The 14,862-nt window shown below is 66.3% G+C and carries 19 protein-coding genes; 14 read left to right on the forward strand and 5 right to left on the reverse strand.

Features of this window, described 5'->3' with window-relative positions; translation table 11 throughout:
• The first annotated feature begins 16 nt into the window (after window positions 1-16).
• Window positions 17-670, forward strand: a complete 654-nt coding sequence (locus tag RMCN_RS04490) for a TetR/AcrR family transcriptional regulator (RefSeq protein WP_067387619.1) — start codon at window positions 17-19, stop codon at window positions 668-670.
• Here the strand turns inward: RMCN_RS04490 and RMCN_RS04495 are convergent.
• Both RMCN_RS04495 and RMCN_RS04500 read right to left on the reverse strand, forming a co-directional pair.
• Window positions 636-1,898, reverse strand: a complete 1,263-nt coding sequence (locus tag RMCN_RS04495; RefSeq protein ID WP_067387620.1) for a cytochrome P450 — start codon at window positions 1,896-1,898, stop codon at window positions 636-638. The genes RMCN_RS04490 and RMCN_RS04495 overlap by 35 nt on opposite strands.
• A 102-nt stretch (window positions 1,899-2,000) precedes the next feature.
• Window positions 2,001-3,251: a cytochrome P450 gene (locus RMCN_RS04500; protein ID WP_067387621.1), complete on the reverse strand. Its 1,251-nt coding sequence runs from the start codon at window positions 3,249-3,251 to the stop codon at window positions 2,001-2,003.
• Window positions 3,252-3,304: 53 nt separating this feature from the next.
• On the opposite strand from RMCN_RS04500, the gene RMCN_RS04505 reads away from it, so the two are divergent.
• The 12 genes from RMCN_RS04505 (at window position 3,305) to rpsQ (ending at window position 10,850) form a co-directional block, all read left to right on the forward strand.
• On the forward strand, window positions 3,305-4,945 hold the full coding sequence (locus tag RMCN_RS04505; RefSeq protein WP_067387622.1) for a carboxylesterase/lipase family protein: 1,641 nt from the start codon (window positions 3,305-3,307) through the stop codon (window positions 4,943-4,945).
• Window positions 4,946-5,338: 393 nt separating this feature from the next.
• Complete coding sequence (gene rpsJ / locus RMCN_RS04510) at window positions 5,339-5,644, forward strand: 30S ribosomal protein S10 (protein ID WP_003883485.1); 306 nt, start codon at window positions 5,339-5,341, stop codon at window positions 5,642-5,644.
• An 11-nt stretch (window positions 5,645-5,655) separates the two neighbouring features.
• Window positions 5,656-6,309, forward strand: coding sequence for a 50S ribosomal protein L3 (rplC, locus tag RMCN_RS04515; RefSeq protein WP_064345591.1), 654 nt, complete (start codon window positions 5,656-5,658; stop codon window positions 6,307-6,309).
• Window positions 6,309-6,977, forward strand: a complete 669-nt coding sequence (rplD, locus tag RMCN_RS04520) for a 50S ribosomal protein L4 (protein ID WP_064415516.1) — start codon at window positions 6,309-6,311, stop codon at window positions 6,975-6,977. The genes rplC and rplD overlap by 1 nt, the downstream gene beginning before the upstream one ends.
• Window positions 6,977-7,279 carry a 50S ribosomal protein L23 gene (gene rplW / locus RMCN_RS04525; protein ID WP_064400118.1) on the forward strand — a complete coding sequence of 101 codons (303 nt, stop codon included), beginning with the start codon at window positions 6,977-6,979 and terminating at the stop codon, window positions 7,277-7,279. Before rplD ends, rplW begins: the two co-directional genes overlap by 1 nt.
• Before the next feature lie 38 nt (window positions 7,280-7,317).
• Window positions 7,318-8,154 carry a 50S ribosomal protein L2 gene (gene rplB, locus RMCN_RS04530; protein ID WP_064345594.1) on the forward strand — a complete coding sequence of 279 codons (837 nt, stop codon included), beginning with the start codon at window positions 7,318-7,320 and terminating at the stop codon, window positions 8,152-8,154.
• A gap of 21 nt (window positions 8,155-8,175) precedes the next feature.
• Entirely contained in the window at window positions 8,176-8,457 is a 282-nt protein-coding gene (gene rpsS / locus RMCN_RS04535; RefSeq protein WP_007167837.1) for a 30S ribosomal protein S19, read from the forward strand.
• A complete protein-coding gene (gene rplV / locus RMCN_RS04540) occupies window positions 8,457-9,020 on the forward strand; it encodes a 50S ribosomal protein L22 (RefSeq protein WP_064415518.1) in 564 nt (187 codons plus the stop codon). Before rpsS ends, rplV begins: the two co-directional genes overlap by 1 nt.
• Window positions 9,020-9,892: a 30S ribosomal protein S3 gene (rpsC, locus tag RMCN_RS04545; protein ID WP_064345596.1), complete on the forward strand. Its 873-nt coding sequence runs from the start codon at window positions 9,020-9,022 to the stop codon at window positions 9,890-9,892. Before rplV ends, rpsC begins: the two co-directional genes overlap by 1 nt.
• Window positions 9,893-9,895: 3 nt before the next feature.
• Window positions 9,896-10,312, forward strand: coding sequence for a 50S ribosomal protein L16 (rplP, locus tag RMCN_RS04550; protein WP_059101353.1), 417 nt, complete (start codon window positions 9,896-9,898; stop codon window positions 10,310-10,312).
• Entirely contained in the window at window positions 10,312-10,545 is a 234-nt protein-coding gene (gene rpmC, locus RMCN_RS04555) for a 50S ribosomal protein L29 (RefSeq protein ID WP_064345597.1), read from the forward strand. Before rplP ends, rpmC begins: the two co-directional genes overlap by 1 nt.
• Window positions 10,546-10,547: 2 nt before the next feature.
• Window positions 10,548-10,850 carry a 30S ribosomal protein S17 gene (gene rpsQ, locus RMCN_RS04560; protein WP_064345598.1) on the forward strand — a complete coding sequence of 101 codons (303 nt, stop codon included), beginning with the start codon at window positions 10,548-10,550 and terminating at the stop codon, window positions 10,848-10,850.
• A 60-nt stretch (window positions 10,851-10,910) separates the two neighbouring features.
• Here the strand turns inward: rpsQ and RMCN_RS04565 are convergent, their stop codons facing one another.
• The 3 genes from RMCN_RS04565 to RMCN_RS04575 all read right to left on the reverse strand — a co-directional run bounded on the left by RMCN_RS04565 (window position 10,911) and on the right by RMCN_RS04575 (window position 14,122).
• A complete protein-coding gene (locus RMCN_RS04565) occupies window positions 10,911-12,443 on the reverse strand; it encodes a sugar transferase (protein WP_064415519.1) in 1,533 nt (510 codons plus the stop codon).
• Between the two features lie 28 nt (window positions 12,444-12,471).
• Entirely contained in the window at window positions 12,472-13,221 is a 750-nt protein-coding gene (locus tag RMCN_RS04570; RefSeq protein WP_234787570.1) for a GAF domain-containing protein, read from the reverse strand.
• Between the two features lie 211 nt (window positions 13,222-13,432).
• Window positions 13,433-14,122 carry a TetR/AcrR family transcriptional regulator gene (locus RMCN_RS04575; protein WP_067387623.1) on the reverse strand — a complete coding sequence of 230 codons (690 nt, stop codon included), beginning with the start codon at window positions 14,120-14,122 and terminating at the stop codon, window positions 13,433-13,435.
• Between the two features lie 55 nt (window positions 14,123-14,177).
• Here RMCN_RS04575 and RMCN_RS04580 point away from each other — a divergent pair, with 55 nt between their 5' ends.
• Window positions 14,178-14,861 (forward strand): DUF2306 domain-containing protein, encoded by a 684-nt coding sequence (locus tag RMCN_RS04580; RefSeq protein ID WP_067387624.1) that lies wholly within the window; start codon window positions 14,178-14,180, stop codon window positions 14,859-14,861.
• Window position 14,862: the final 1 nt, after the last annotated feature.

The raw sequence follows: 14,862 nt of genomic DNA on the forward strand, positions 1-14,862 counted from the left end.
GGAGGTGGGTTAAACGATGAGCGGGGCAAGTACCGACCCGAGGCCGGCCCGGTCGCGTGCCCGCCTGCTCGACGCGGCGACAACGCTGCTGCGGGCGGGCGGCCCGAGCGCGGTCACCATCGACGCGGTCACCCGAACCGCCAACGTCGCGCGGGCCACGCTGTATCGCCACTTCCCCAGCGCCAACGACTTGATGGCGGCGGCGTTCATGAGCCTGCTCAACCCCGCGCCTATGCCGCCGTCGGAGGGCAGCCTGCGCGAGCGGCTGATCGCGGTCGTGGTCGGGTGGGCGGAGTCGATCGCCGAGGTGCCCGCGATGATGACCGCCATGACGTGGATGGCGTCCGGTCCCGACGTGGGGACGTATTCCGAAGTGCAGCAGTCGGATTCGGATGCCGTGGGCACCCTGAGGTCACGCATCATCGCGCTGTACTCGGCGCCCTTCGACGCGATCCTCGACGGTGCCCAGGCGGCCGAGGAACTCGACGAGGTGGACCGGATCCAGACCATCGCACTTTTGATCGGCCCGTTGATACTCGGGAAGCTGTCGACCGTGGCCGACTTCGACTACCGCGCGTGCGCGGAGGCCTCCGTCGACGGTTTCCTGGCCACCCACGCGAAGAAGCCGCGCGAGCTCACCTCAGCGAGTAGCGAATCGGAAGATGCTTGAGGCCCCCGACGAACACCGTCGCGGCTAGTTCGGGTTCGCCGGCCAGTTCGATCGAGTCCAGCCTCGGCAGCAGTTCGGTGAACAGGCTGTTCATCTCCATCCGTGCCAACGCGGCTCCCAGGCAGAAGTGCACCCCGTAGCCGAACGAGAGGTGCTTGTTGGGGTCGCGGGCCACGTCGAACGTGAACGGTTCGTCGAAAACCTCTTCGTCACGGTTGGCGGATACGTAAGCGAGATAGGCGGATTCGCCCTTGGCGATCGGTACGCCACGGACCTCGGTGTCTTCGGCTGCGGTGCGCATGAACTCTTTGACCGGGGTGGTCCAGCGGATCATCTCCTCGACCGCGGTCCCCATCAATTCCGGTTGGGCCTGTAGCCGTGCGAGTTGGTCGGGATTGTCGATCAGCGCGCGCAGACCGCCGGAGATCGCGTCCTTGGTGGTGTCGTGGCCCGCGGTGGCCACGATGACGTAGTACGACGCGGTGTCGACCTCCGACAACGGCTCACCGTTGATGGTTCCGTTGGCGATCGCCGAGGCGAGGTCATCGGTCGGGTTCGCCCGGCGCGAAGCGGTCAGTTCGCCGAAGTAGGCGAAGAACTCGACCACTGTCTGCAGCTTCTCCTCAGGGGTGGTGCCGCGCTGGTACTCCTCGTCGTCACCGCCGAAGATCTCCTGGGTGAGCTTGAGCATGCGCGGGAAGTCCTCCTCGGGCAGCCCGAGCAGCGAGAGGATCACATAGAGCGGGTAGTGCACCGCGATGTCCTCGACGAAGTCGCATTCGGGACCGATGTCGCGCATCTTGTCGACGTAGCGCTTGGCCAGCTCGTCGACACGAACCTTCAACTCGCGCATCGCCTTGGGGCGGAACCAATCCGCGCCGATCTTGCGGACATCGCGGTGGTGGGGATCGTCCATGTGGATGAGTGTTCGCAGGCCCATACCCGCTTCCAGTTGCGCCCTGGCGAGATCGTCGGCCTCGGCGGTCGCGAGCAGCGGCCGCGGCTCGCTCAGCCACAGGTTGTTGTCGCGCTCGATCGCCATGATGTCGGCGTGCTTGGTGATGGCGTAGAACGGCCGGTACGGCGGGTGGTCCACATAGGGGACCGGGTTGTGGGCCCGCAGATGAGCAAGCGCGGCGTGCAGCCGATCGTCGTCGGCATACGCCTTGGGATCGGCGAAGACCTTCGCGGCTTCCTGTGATTTCTGGTCCATCGTCGGCGTGCTCATGAAGCTCCTCGGGAACGACTTGACGGGTGTCAAGCGCAGTCTATGTGACCGACGCCACTTCGCGCCGCGAGGGTGGACGCCATCACCGCGGTGGACCGGTTGTCAGCGCAGCGAGTATCTGATCGGCAGGTGCTTGAGCCCGCCGACGAAGATCGTCGCGATGAACTCCGGGTCGCCGGCCAACTCGATCGAATCGAGCCGTGGCACCAACTCGGTGAAGAAGCTGTTGATCTCCATCCGTGCCAGAGCGGCGCCGAGACAGAAGTGCACGCCGTAGCCGAATGAGAGGTGCTTGTTCGGGTCTCGGCCGACATCGAAGCGGAACGGCTCGTCGAAGATGTCCTCGTCGCGGTTGGCCGAGACGTAGGACAGCAGCACCGACTCGCCCGCCTTCATCGGCACACCGCGCACCTCGGTCTCGGCCGTGGCGGTGCGCATGAACTCCTTGACCGGGGTGGTCCAGCGGATCATCTCCTCCACCGCGGTGCCCATCAGCTCCGGCTCGGCCTTCAATCGAGCGAGCTGGTCCTGGTTCTCGATCAGCGCCAGCAGGCCGCCCGAGATCGCCGCGCTCGTGGTGTCGTGGCCCGCGCTGGCGACGATGACGTAGTAGGACAGGCAGTCGACGTCGTTGAGGTACTCCCCGTCGATTTTGGCGTTGGCGATCGCCGAGGCCAGATCGTCGGTGGGGTTGGCCCGGCGTTCGGCGGTCAGCGCGGTGAAGTAGCGGAAGAAGTCGGTGATGACCTCGTGCAGTTCCTGCGCGCTCTTTCCGCGGGTGAACTCGTCGTCGTCGCCGCCGAACATCTCCTGGGTGAGCTTGAGCATGCGGCCGAAGTCGGACTCGGGCAGGCCGAGCAGCGACAGGATCACATAGAGCGGGAAGTTCACCGCGACCTCTTGGACGAAGTCGCATTCGGGACCCTTTTCGACCATCTTGTCCACGTAGATCTTGGCCAGCTCGTCGACGCGGGCCTTCAGCGCGCGCATCGCCTTGGGCCGGAACCAGTCCGCGCCGATCTTGCGGATGTCGCGGTGCAGCGGGTCGTCCATGTGGATCAACGTCCGCAGTCCGCCACCGGCGGCGAGGTTGGCCTGCGACAGATCGTCGGTCGCGGCCGTCACGAGCATCGGGCGCGGTGCATTGATCCAGAGCTCGTTGTCGCGCTCGATCGCCATGATGTCGGCGTGCTTGGCAACGGCCCAGAACGGCCGGTAGTCCGGCACGTCGACATAGGACACCGGGGCGTGCTTGCGCAGGTGGGTCAACGCGGCGTGCAGGCCCGCCTCGTCGGTGTAGGCCTTCGGGTCGGCCAGCACCTTGGCGGCGTCATCGATGATCGGCGTGCTCATGTTTCCCTCGCTCGGGGTCATACTTGACAGCTGTCAACTATGCACTCTAAGCGATGGTCCGGGCCGGGGGATTCGGGCCGCCTCAGTACGCTCGCGAGGTGGCGAGTGGAAGGGGCGGCCCGACTGTCCGGCGCGGCGTTTGTCGCGCGGCGGCGGCGCTCGCGCTGCTGGCGGCCGCGCTGTCCGGTTGCGCCCAGGGCGGGACCGCCGCGGTGAATGTGCCAGCCGACCCCGGGGTCGTGCGGACCGCCGCGGGCGCGGTCCGCGGTACCGTCGCCGACGACCATCGGTACTTTGCTGGAATCCCTTACGCCGCACCGCCTCTCGGTGCGCTGCGCTGGCAACCGCCAGCACCGGTCGCGGCGTGGCCGGGATTTCGCGACGCGACGCGCCCCGGTGCGCGCTGCATCCAGGACACCAGCTCCGACGTCGACCGACGCCCGCCCAGCGAGGACTGCCTGACCCTCAACGTCTGGACCCCGCCGCCGTCGGACGAACCGCGGCCGGTGATGGTGTGGATCCACGGCGGGAGCTTCCTGAACGGCAGCGGCGACATCTACCCCGCGCGGCGGTTGGCCGGCCGCGGCGTCGTCGTCGTCACGATCAACTATCGCCTCGGGGCGCTGGGCTTTCTCGCCCACCCGGCGTTCGGTTCGGGCGGCGATGTCGGCAACTACGGCCTCGCCGACCAGCAGGCGGCGCTGCGGTGGGTTCGCGACAACATCGCCGGATTCGGCGGGGACCCGGACAGGGTCACGATCGCGGGTGAATCGGCAGGCGGAATGGCGGTGTGTGACCACCTCGTGGCACCGGGGTCCCGGGGACTGTTCAGCGCGGCGATCATCCAGAGTGCGCCATGTCAAGCGCAGTACGACCTGCCGGCCGCCCAGCAGGCCAGCACCGCGTACGCAGCCGATATCGGATGCGGGGATCCTCATCTCGCCGCGGACTGCCTACGGTCTGTGCCCGCCGATCGGTTGCAGGCCCCGCTGATGTACGCGCGGTTCGGGACCGAACGCCTGAGCGGCCCGGTGGCGGGAACCGAGGCGCTGCCCGAGAACTCGTTCACTGCCATCACCGGCGGTAAGGCTGCCCGGGTGCCCGTGTTGATCGGCACCACACAAGACGAACACACGCTGTTCGCGGCGCTGCAGGCGTTGCGCGGGCGGCCATTCGATGCCGGGAGCTACCCCGAACTGCTCGCCGAGGCGTTCGGGCCGCACGGGCCGGCCGTCGCGGCGCGGTATCCGCCCGAACGGTATGGCGGAAGCGTTGCGCTGGCGTATTCGGCGGCGGTGACGGCGGCCGAATACGCCTGCGTGGCCGACCGGATGGCCGACGCCCTTGTCGACCAACCCGTCTATGCCTACGAGTTCGGCGACCGCGGCGCACCCGCGCCCGAACCGTTGCGCGAGGCGCCGTTCCCGGTCGGCGCGGCGCATTCCCTGGAGTTGCGCTACCTGTTCGACGTCGGCGGCGCGCCACCGCTGGATGCCGCCCAACAACGGTTGTCCGAGGAGATGGTCGACTACTGGTCGCGGTTCGTCGCGACCGGATCACCAGGCCCCGGCTGGCCGGAGTTGACCAGCGGACCGGCGGGTGAGCGGATGTGGCTGGAACCGGAGGGCAACCGCGTCGTCACCGATTTCGAGCGCAAACACCAATGTGCGTTCTGGGCCGGACTGGGAAGCTGAGGTACGCCTCGAGCGCGGGCTGAACCGAGCCCGGCGGCACCGCTTTCGTCACGGGTAGGGTGGGCCCGCAGGCTCAGCGCCGGGCAACCGGGTATCCCGTGGCCAGGGATTTGGAGCGTGCCGTTTTCTAGGGCATACTGTTCGGGTTGCCTTGAGCCGGGACGGTGCCTGTTCGGACCGCGTGGCCAGGGCATACGACCGGCGCCCAACCGGGCGCATCCGGTGCCAATCTCGATCGCGAAGATTTTCGGAGCGGACGAGCGTGTGCGGGCGACACACCCGACCGCGGGTACCGGTGGACCACAGACAGAAGAACAGCGGCGGCATAGCAGCGTGACTGCGCCGGTGAGAGCGGCCCATTTCCGGGCCCAGTATGAGTGAGGTAGGAGAAGCGTGGCGGGACAGAAGATCCGCATCAGGCTCAAGGCCTACGACCACGAGGCGATCGACGCCTCGGCGCGCAAGATCGTGGAAACGGTCACCAGAACCGGCGCCAGCGTGGTTGGTCCTGTGCCGCTGCCGACCGAGAAGAACGTGTACTGCGTCATCCGGTCCCCGCACAAGTACAAGGACTCGCGGGAGCACTTCGAGATGCGCACCCACAAGCGGCTGATCGACATCCTCGACCCGACGCCCAAGACCGTTGACGCCTTGATGCGCATCGATCTGCCGGCCAGCGTCGACGTCAACATCCAGTAGGAGACCCGGACATGGCTAGAAGAGGCATTCTGGGCACCAAGCTGGGCATGACGCAGGTGTTCGACGAGAACAACCGGGTCGTGCCGGTGACGGTCGTCAAGGCCGGGCCCAATGTTGTGACGCGCATCCGCACGCCGGAGCGCGACGGCTACAGCGCGGTGCAGTTGGCCTACGGTGAGATCAGCCCGCGCAAGGTCAATAAGCCTGTCACGGGCCAGTATTCGGCCGCCGGGGTCAACCCGCGCCGGCATCTGGCCGAGCTGCGGCTCGATGACGAGTCCGCCGCCGCCGAATACGAGGTCGGCCAGGAGCTGACCGCCGAGATCTTCGCCGACGGCACCTACGTCGACGTGACCGGCACCAGCAAGGGCAAGGGTTTCGCCGGCACGATGAAGCGGCACGGTTTCCGCGGCCAGGGCGCCAGCCACGGCGCACAGGCGGTGCACCGCCGCCCCGGTTCCATCGGTGGCTGCGCCACGCCCGGCCGGGTGTTCAAGGGCACGCGCATGTCGGGCCGGATGGGCAACGACCGCGTGACGACGCTGAACCTGTTGGTGCACAAGGTCGATGCCGAGAACGGTGTGCTGTTGATCAAGGGCGCAATCCCCGGCCGTAACGGCGGGCTCGTGATGGTCCGCAGCGCGATCAAGAGGAGCGAGAAGTAATGGCTCTCAAAGTAGATGTCCACACGCCTGCGGGGACGAAAGACGGCTCCGTCGAGCTGCCCGCCGAGCTGTTCGACGTCGAGGTGAACATCGCGTTGATGCACCAGGTGGTCACCGCGCAGCTGGCCGCGGCGCGGCAGGGCACGCATTCCACCAAGACACGCGGTGAAGTCCGCGGCGGCGGTAAGAAGCCCTACCGGCAGAAGGGCACCGGCCGTGCGCGCCAGGGCTCGATCCGGGCGCCGCAGTTCACCGGCGGTGGCACCGTGCACGGCCCCAAGCCGCGCGACTACAGCGAGCGGACGCCGAAGAAGATGATCCGGGCCGCTCTGCGCGGTGCGCTGTCGGACCGGGCCCGCAATGACCGGATCCACGCGGTCACCGAACTCGTCGAGGGCCAGGCGCCGTCGACCAAGAGCGCCAAGGCGTTCCTGACCACGCTGGTCGGCGACCGCAAGCTCGAGAAGAACAAGGTGCTCGTGGTGATCGGGCGCGCCGACGAGGTCAGCGCCAAGAGCGTGCGCAATCTCCCGGGCGTGCACGTGCTTTCGCCCGACCAGCTCAACACCTACGACGTGCTGAATGCTGACGACGTGATCTTCAGCGTCGAGGCGCTCAACGCCTACATCAGCGCCAACCAGACTGCGAAAGAGGAGGTGTCGGCCTGATGGCGACCGTCACTGACCCCCGCGACATCATCCTGTCGCCGGTCATCTCCGAGAAGTCGTACGGGCTGATCGAGGACAACGTCTACACGTTCATCGTGCATCCCGACTCGAACAAGACACAGATCAAGATCGCCATCGAGAAGATCTTCGGTGTCAAGGTCGACTCGGTGAACACCGCCAACCGGCAGGGCAAGCGCAAACGCACCCGCACCGGTTACGGGAAGCGCAAGAGCACCAAGCGCGCCATCGTGACGCTGGCCGCGGGTAGCAAGCCCATCGACCTGTTCGGAGCACCGGCTTGATTTCGTCAGGCCGGCGACGGAGGAAGACCTAGAGAATCATGGCAATTCGCAAGTACAAGCCGACGACCCCCGGTCGCCGCGGTGCCAGCGTCTCCGACTTCGCTGAGATCACCCGCGACCACCCGGAGAAGTCGCTGGTTCGACCGCTGCACGGCAAGGGTGGCCGAAACGCGCACGGCCGCATCACCACCCGGCACAAGGGCGGTGGGCACAAGCGCGCCTACCGGGTGATCGACTTCCGTCGCCACGACAAGGACGGCGTCAACGCCAAGGTCGCGCACATCGAGTACGACCCGAACCGCACGGCGAACATCGCACTGCTGCACTACTTCGACGGGGAGAAGCGCTACATCATCGCCCCCGAAGGGGTGAAGCAGGGCACCATCATCGAGTCGGGTCCCAACGCCGACATCAAACCGGGCAACAACCTGCCGCTGCGCAACATCCCCGCGGGCACCCTGGTGCACGCGGTGGAACTGCGGCCTGGTGGCGGTGCCAAGCTGGCGCGCTCGGCCGGCTCCAGCATCCAGTTGCTGGGCAAGGAAGGCACCTACGCGTCGTTGCGTATGCCCTCGGGTGAGATCCGCCGCGTCGACGTGCGCTGCCGCGCCACCGTCGGCGAGGTCGGCAACGCCGAGCAGGCGAACATCAACTGGGGCAAGGCCGGCCGCATGCGGTGGAAGGGCAAGCGCCCCACCGTCCGCGGTGTCGTGATGAACCCGGTCGACCACCCGCACGGCGGTGGTGAGGGTAAGACCTCCGGTGGTCGCCACCCGGTGAGCCCGTGGGGCAAGCCGGAAGGCCGCACCCGCAAGCCGAACAAAGCGAGCAACAAGCTCATCGTCCGTCGCCGGCGCACCGGCAAGAAGCGCTGAGACTAGGCAGGTACAAGGAATATGCCACGCAGCCTGAAGAAGGGTCCGTTCGTCGACGACCATCTGTTGAAGAAGGTCGACGCGCAGAACGAGAAGAACACCAAGCAGGTCATCAAGACCTGGTCGCGTCGGTCGACCATCATCCCTGACTTCATCGGGCACACCTTCGCGGTGCATGACGGCCGCAAGCATGTCCCGGTGTTCGTCACCGAGGCGATGGTCGGGCACAAGCTCGGCGAGTTCGCCCCCACCCGCACCTTCAAGGGTCACATCAAGGATGACCGGAAGGCGAAGAGGCGCTAATGACTACAGCGATCGAATATCCGTCCGCGACGGCGAAGGCGCGCTTTGTGCGCGTATCGCCGACGAAGGCCCGCCGCGTCATCGACCTGGTGCGCGGCAAGTCGGTGGCCGAAGCGCTGGACATCCTGCGGTGGGCTCCGCAGGCGGCCAGCGAGCCGGTCGCCAAGGTCATCGCGAGCGCGGCGGCCAATGCGCAGAACAACGAGGGCCTGGATCCGTCCACCCTCGTGGTCGCGACCGTCTACGCCGACGAGGGGCCGACCGCCAAGCGCATCCGGCCGCGGGCACAGGGCCGTGCGTTCCGGATTCGCAAGCGCACCAGCCACATCACGGTGATCGTGGAGAGCAGGGTGAGCCAGGAGCAGCGTGGCGGCGGTCAGTCGGCCAGCGCGGCCCGGGCGCGTCGCGCACAGGGCAGTAAGGCCAAGAGCGCTGAAGCAGCCAAGAAGGCTCCCGCCAACAAAGCCGCAGAGCAGGCGCCCGCGAAGAAGGCGCCCGCCAAGAAGGCGGCGCCCAAGAAATCGACTGCTGAAGCGTCCGATTCGAAGGAGGGCTCGGAGTAGTGGGCCAGAAAATCAATCCCCACGGCTTCCGGCTCGGTATCACCACCGACTGGAAGTCCCGGTGGTACGCCGACAAGCAGTACAAGGATTACGTCAAGGAAGACGTCGCGATCCGGCGGCTGCTGGCCACCGGTCTGGAGCGCGCCGGCATCGCCGACGTGGAGATCGAGCGCACCCGTGACCGCGTGCGCGTGGACATCCACACCGCGCGGCCGGGCATCGTGATCGGCCGCCGCGGCACGGAGGCCGACCGTATTCGCGCCGACTTGGAGAAGCTGACCGGCAAGCAGGTGCAGCTGAACATCCTCGAGGTGAAGAATCCCGAGTCGCAGGCGCAACTGGTGGCGCAAGGCGTTGCCGAGCAGCTGTCCAACCGCGTGGCCTTCCGCCGCGCCATGCGCAAGGCGATCCAGTCCGCGATGCGCCAGCCCAACGTCAAGGGAATTCGCGTGCAGTGCTCGGGGCGCCTCGGTGGCGCCGAGATGAGCCGCTCGGAGTTCTACCGCGAAGGCCGCGTGCCGCTGCACACGCTGCGTGCCGACATCGATTACGGCCTGTACGAGGCCAAGACCACCTTCGGCCGCATCGGCGTGAAGGTGTGGATCTACAAGGGCGACATCGTCGGTGGCAAGCGTGAGCTCGCCGCCGCCGTGCCCGCCGGTGCGGATCGTCCGCGTCGTGAGCGTCCTTCGGGCACCCGGCCCCGTCGCAGCGGCGCATCCGGCACCACCGCGACGAGCACCGAGGCCGGCCGGGCCGCCACCGGCGGTTCCGAGAGCGGCACGGCTCCGGCCGGCAGCGTGGCAGACAACGCCGCGGCTTCGCAGGCCGCAGCAGCGGTCGAGACGCCCACAGAAAAAACGGAGAGCTGAATCATGTTGATTCCCCGTAAGGTCAAGCACCGTAAGCAACACCACCCGAGGCAACGCGGCATCGCCAGCGGCGGCACGACGGTCAGCTTCGGCGACTACGGCATCCAGGCGCTCGAGCACGCCTACATCACCAACCGGCAGATCGAGTCCGCGCGTATCGCGATCAACCGGCACATCAAACGTGGCGGCAAGGTGTGGATCAACATCTTCCCGGACCGCCCGCTGACCAAGAAACCGGCCGAAACCCGCATGGGTTCGGGTAAGGGTTCACCCGAGTGGTGGGTGGCCAACGTCAAACCGGGCCGCGTGCTGTTCGAGTTGAGCTACCCCGATGAGGCGACCGCCCGGGCGGCGCTGACCCGTGCGATCCACAAGCTGCCGATCAAGGCACGCATCGTTACCCGAGAGGAGCACTTCTGATGGCAGTGGGAGTGACGCCGGGCGAGCTGCGCGAGCTGACCGACGACGAACTGAAGGAACGGCTGCGCGAGTCCAAGGAAGAGTTGTTCAACCTGCGCTTCCAGATGGCGACCGGCCAGTTGTCGAACAACCGCCGGCTTCGCACGGTGCGTCAGGAAATCGCGCGCGTGTACACCGTGCTGCGTGAACGTGAGTTGGGTCTGGCCTCCGGACCCGTGGGTGAGGATTCGTAAAAATGGCTGAGAACACTGCAAAAGGGCCCAAGTACACCCCGCGCAAGGACGAGGAGCGTGGCCGCCGCAAGACGGCCATCGGCTACGTGGTGTCGGACAAGATGCAGAAGACCATCGTGGTCGAGTTGGAAGATCGTAAGAGCCACCCGCTGTACGGCAAGATCATCCGCACCACCAAGAAGGTCAAGGCACACGACGAGGACGACATCGCAGGCATCGGCGACCGGGTGTCGCTGATGGAGACGCGTCCGCTGTCGGCGACCAAGCGCTGGCGGCTGGTCGAGATTCTCGAGAAGGCCAAATAGGCCGGACCGCAAGGAAAGCCCCCGAACACGAATGTGTCGGGGGTTTCTTGTTTTTCGTGCTCAGTCTTCTGCCGGCCGCAGGACCGCCAGCACGGTGAGGATCAGGATTTTGAAATCCAAGAGCAGGGACCAGTTGTCGATGTAGTAGTTGTCCCATTCGGCACGGTCTGCGATCGACGTCTGTCCCCGGAATCCGTGCACCTGGGCCCAGCCCGTCATGCCTGCCTTCACCCGGTGCCGCTGGCCGTAGCGGCGCACGTGCATCTCGAACAGTTCGACGAACTCCGGCCGCTCGGGGCGCGGCCCCACCAGGCTCATCTCACCGCGCAGCACGTTGATCAGTTGAGGCAGTTCGTCCAGCGATGCCTTGCGCATGATGCGCCCGATCCGGGTACGGCGATCCTCGCCCTCGACCCCGCCCGGCGCCGTGCCCTCCTCGGGTTCAAAACTCGCACCGGCCTTGTCGGGGAGACGCATGGTGCGGAACTTCAGGCACCCGAAGACCTTTCCGTCGCGTCCGATCCGCTCCTGAGCGAAGAAGATCGGGCCCGGTGAGCTGAACTTCACCGCCATCGCGAGCACAGCCAGCAACGGCGAGATGAGCACGAGTCCGACCAGCGCGGCGACGCGGTCACCACCATGCTTGACGGCGAATTGCCAGCCTTTCGGATTGACGTGGGTCAGCACCATGAGCGGGACGCCACCCATGTGCTCGATTCGGGTGCCGCTACCGACCGAGTCCATCAAGCGTGGCACCACCCGCACACGCAGCCCGAGTTCCTGGGCCAATTGCGCGGTGCGCGCAAGCTGTTCGTCGGGCAACGGCGAGGGAGCGATGATGAGCTCCTCGGCTCGCGTGGCGCGCGCGGCGCTCTCGAGATCGCTTGTACTGCCCAGGTACGGGACGTCGAACATCTCCGCGTCTTTGGGTCGCGTGTCGTCCAACAAGCCGACCGGGCACATGCCGTAGTCCCGGATCTGACGCATGCGGGAAATGAGCTGATGGGCGACCGGGCCGGAGCCGACGACCAAGGCCGGCCTGCCGACTTCGAACCTCCTTCGCAGCCAGCGGTTCACCAACGACCGGGCCAGGCGTACCACGGGAATGAGAATGGCGGCGAACACCCAGATCTTCAGGACGAGCTCGCTCGGGCGAACGTAGGGTGTGAGGACCTCTCCGACCGGGAGACGAGGCACCAGGATCACCATCAGGGTCAACGTCGCCAGGGCGGCCACCGCGATCGACGTTGCCACGGGCTCGAACTGGTCCAGGAACCCCTCATTCAGCTTCTGTCGATACATCGACCGGGTGGCCATCACCAACAGCAGCATCGGGACGAACAGCCACGAGAACAGGGCGATGTTGCGTTCGTGCTCCATCTCGCCGGGAATCCACCACTGGGCCAGTGCCACCGCGGCTGCGGCCAGGACGGCGTCGATCGCCACGGTGATCGCCGAATACCACGGATCGACGCGGAGAACCTCGACCCAGCGCGGTGCCGGATTGGGAGATGGAGCCGGCACGACCTGCAACCGCGGCACCGTCGGACGGCTACTAGGCTCGTGCTCCGAGGCATCCGCGGTAAGCTGCATTTATCACTCTCTCGGACAAAACTGGCAACTATGCTAGATGCACTGTACCGACCTGAATGTCAAAAAGCGCACTTAGGGCAACCGTTGACAATGCGCGCTTGCGAGCGGGTGAAACCCGGGTTTGCTGAACGTCTACTCTCAAGCGTTTGAAGTGGGGGGGGTTGGCGAAAATCCGCTCCACGGTCAGTTGCGCCAAATCGCTCAGAATCTGGACGTGACCGGTACTCCACTGTCTCGGCTTGCTGTCCGACACGCACAGCGTGCCGATCGCGAGGCCGTCCTGATCGATCAAGGGGATACCGAGGTAGGCGGCCATCGCGCCGCCACGGACCACCGGGTGGTTCATGAACACGGGGTCGGTTCGCGCATCTTCGATGACCAGCGCGGCTCCATCGGCCACGGTGTACTGACAGATGGATTGGTCGAAGGGCATCGCTCGTTCCTCGACGGAGAGCTTCCCCATCCCGGCGGTGCTCTTGTAGAACGTACGGTCGGCATCGACCAGGCTCACCGCCGCGAACGGGGTCCCCAGCGCCTCTGCGGCCGCTCGAGTGATCCGGTCGTAGGCCGGGTCCGGAGGTGAGTCGAGCAAGCCGGTCGAACGCAGTGAGTTCAGTCGATCGGGGTCGGTGACAATCGTCGACACATCCGGCATGGAATCGCTGACGAGCACCCCTGATTCGGACAGGTGGGTAAGCAGTTCTTTCGCGGAGACCTTGGTGCGCATCTGGTCGGCGACCATCTGTGCTGCGACAGCACGCGCGACATAGGTGTCCACGTCCGTGCCGGCATTGCGCGCGCACTCTTCGAGCTGGCGGTTGAGCCACTCATCGAAACGCCGAAACGAACGAGTCACGAGGCGAACGGTATACGAATTGGCTGATCTGCACGTGAGGGTCGAACATTCACCGAGGTGATGGCGTCGCCAACGCGCGACTGTGTGGTTCGAAATCCGTTGCGCAACGCGCCTTTGGTCGTCGACCGGTGCGCTAACCGATCCTGGTGGCGATGCCATCGAGCAGTTGGCTCAACCCGGAGCGGAAGTCGGTGTACGGGTCGTTGTCGGTGCGGTCGAAGACGCCCTCTCGTAACGCCGTGGCGAGCGCGGGGAACCTTTCCGGGTCGAGCAGCCGCCGGAGAAGCGCCGGATAGTCCGACCAACCGAAACGATCCGCCTCGATGTCCACTGCCGCTGCGCCGCGCACGAAGTGCAGAACCGCCATGACCGCCGCGAGTTTCCCGCGCTCGGTGAGCCCGGTGTCGGCCAGCGCGGCCAGCCCCGCGTCCAACCACGCCACCTGGCCCGGATCGGCCGGCGGCCCGGCGGACACGGCTTGCAACACCCATGGATGTCGGTGGTAGACCGCCCACAGCGCCTCTGCCCAATCCGTAAGTGCCTCAGCCCAATTGGTGGACTCTCCGGTTGGCGGACGGCCGACGGCGGCGGCCGACATGAAGATCACGAGCTCATCCTTGTTCGCGACATGCCGGTACAGCGACATCGTGCCGCAGCCCAGACGCTCGGCCAGTCGGGCCATGGACAGTGCGGGCAGACCTTCGGCGTCGGCCAGTTCGACGGCTGCCCGCACGATGCGCTCCCGGTTGAGCCCACTCGACCGTGCCAGCTCGCTCGGCTCTTGCCACAGGAGCTCCAGGGCGCGCGGGAGGGATTCGCTCATCGGTCCTCAGCCTAGCCACTGGACATCGAGGGCGTATGCCGTACGCTATATGCGTATGACATACGCATCGCGCCGGTCTTCTCCGCGGCCTGCGCTCGCACTCGCGGTCGTCGTTGCGCTTTTCCTGGGCTTCTCGGTGCCGCCGTATCTCGCCGGTGGCACACGGGTGCCCGCGACTTTTCCGTTGCACTACCCGTTGTTGGTGTCCCATGTGATGTTCGCGAGCGTGGCCATGGTCACCGCAGTGGTGCAGCTTTGGCCCCGGCTTCGTATCCGCCACCCCGCGTTGCACCGCCGCTGCGGTCGCGTCTACGTCGTCTGTGCGCTTCCGGCCGCCGCATCGGCGATAGTGATCGGGGCGGTCACTCCCTTCGGGCCGCTCCTCGCTGTCAGCAACGTGACGTTGGGTGCTCTGTGGCTGTGGTTCACCGCGAGGGGCTACGCCGCGGCCCGGAGGCGGCGCATCTCGGATCACCGCCGCGACATGGTGCGCAGCGCGGTGCTGGCGCTGTCGGTCATCACCAACCGGATCTGGACGCCCGTCATCTATCTGTCCCTTCACCCCTTGCAGGACAGGCTTTTTCGCGGCAGCGACGAGCACCTCCAGTGGTTCGCCGCGGGAGTGGGTGGATGGCTGGGGTGGACGGTTCCTCTCGGAATCGTTCAGTGGCGCCTGACCAGGCGAGCGGTGACGGCGTCGTCGTCGAATCGTCAGCCAATCGAGATACCCCGGGTGTAAT

The organism is Mycolicibacterium novocastrense, assembly GCF_001570485.1.
In the GTDB taxonomy this organism is placed as follows: domain Bacteria; phylum Actinomycetota; class Actinomycetes; order Mycobacteriales; family Mycobacteriaceae; genus Mycobacterium; species Mycobacterium novocastrense.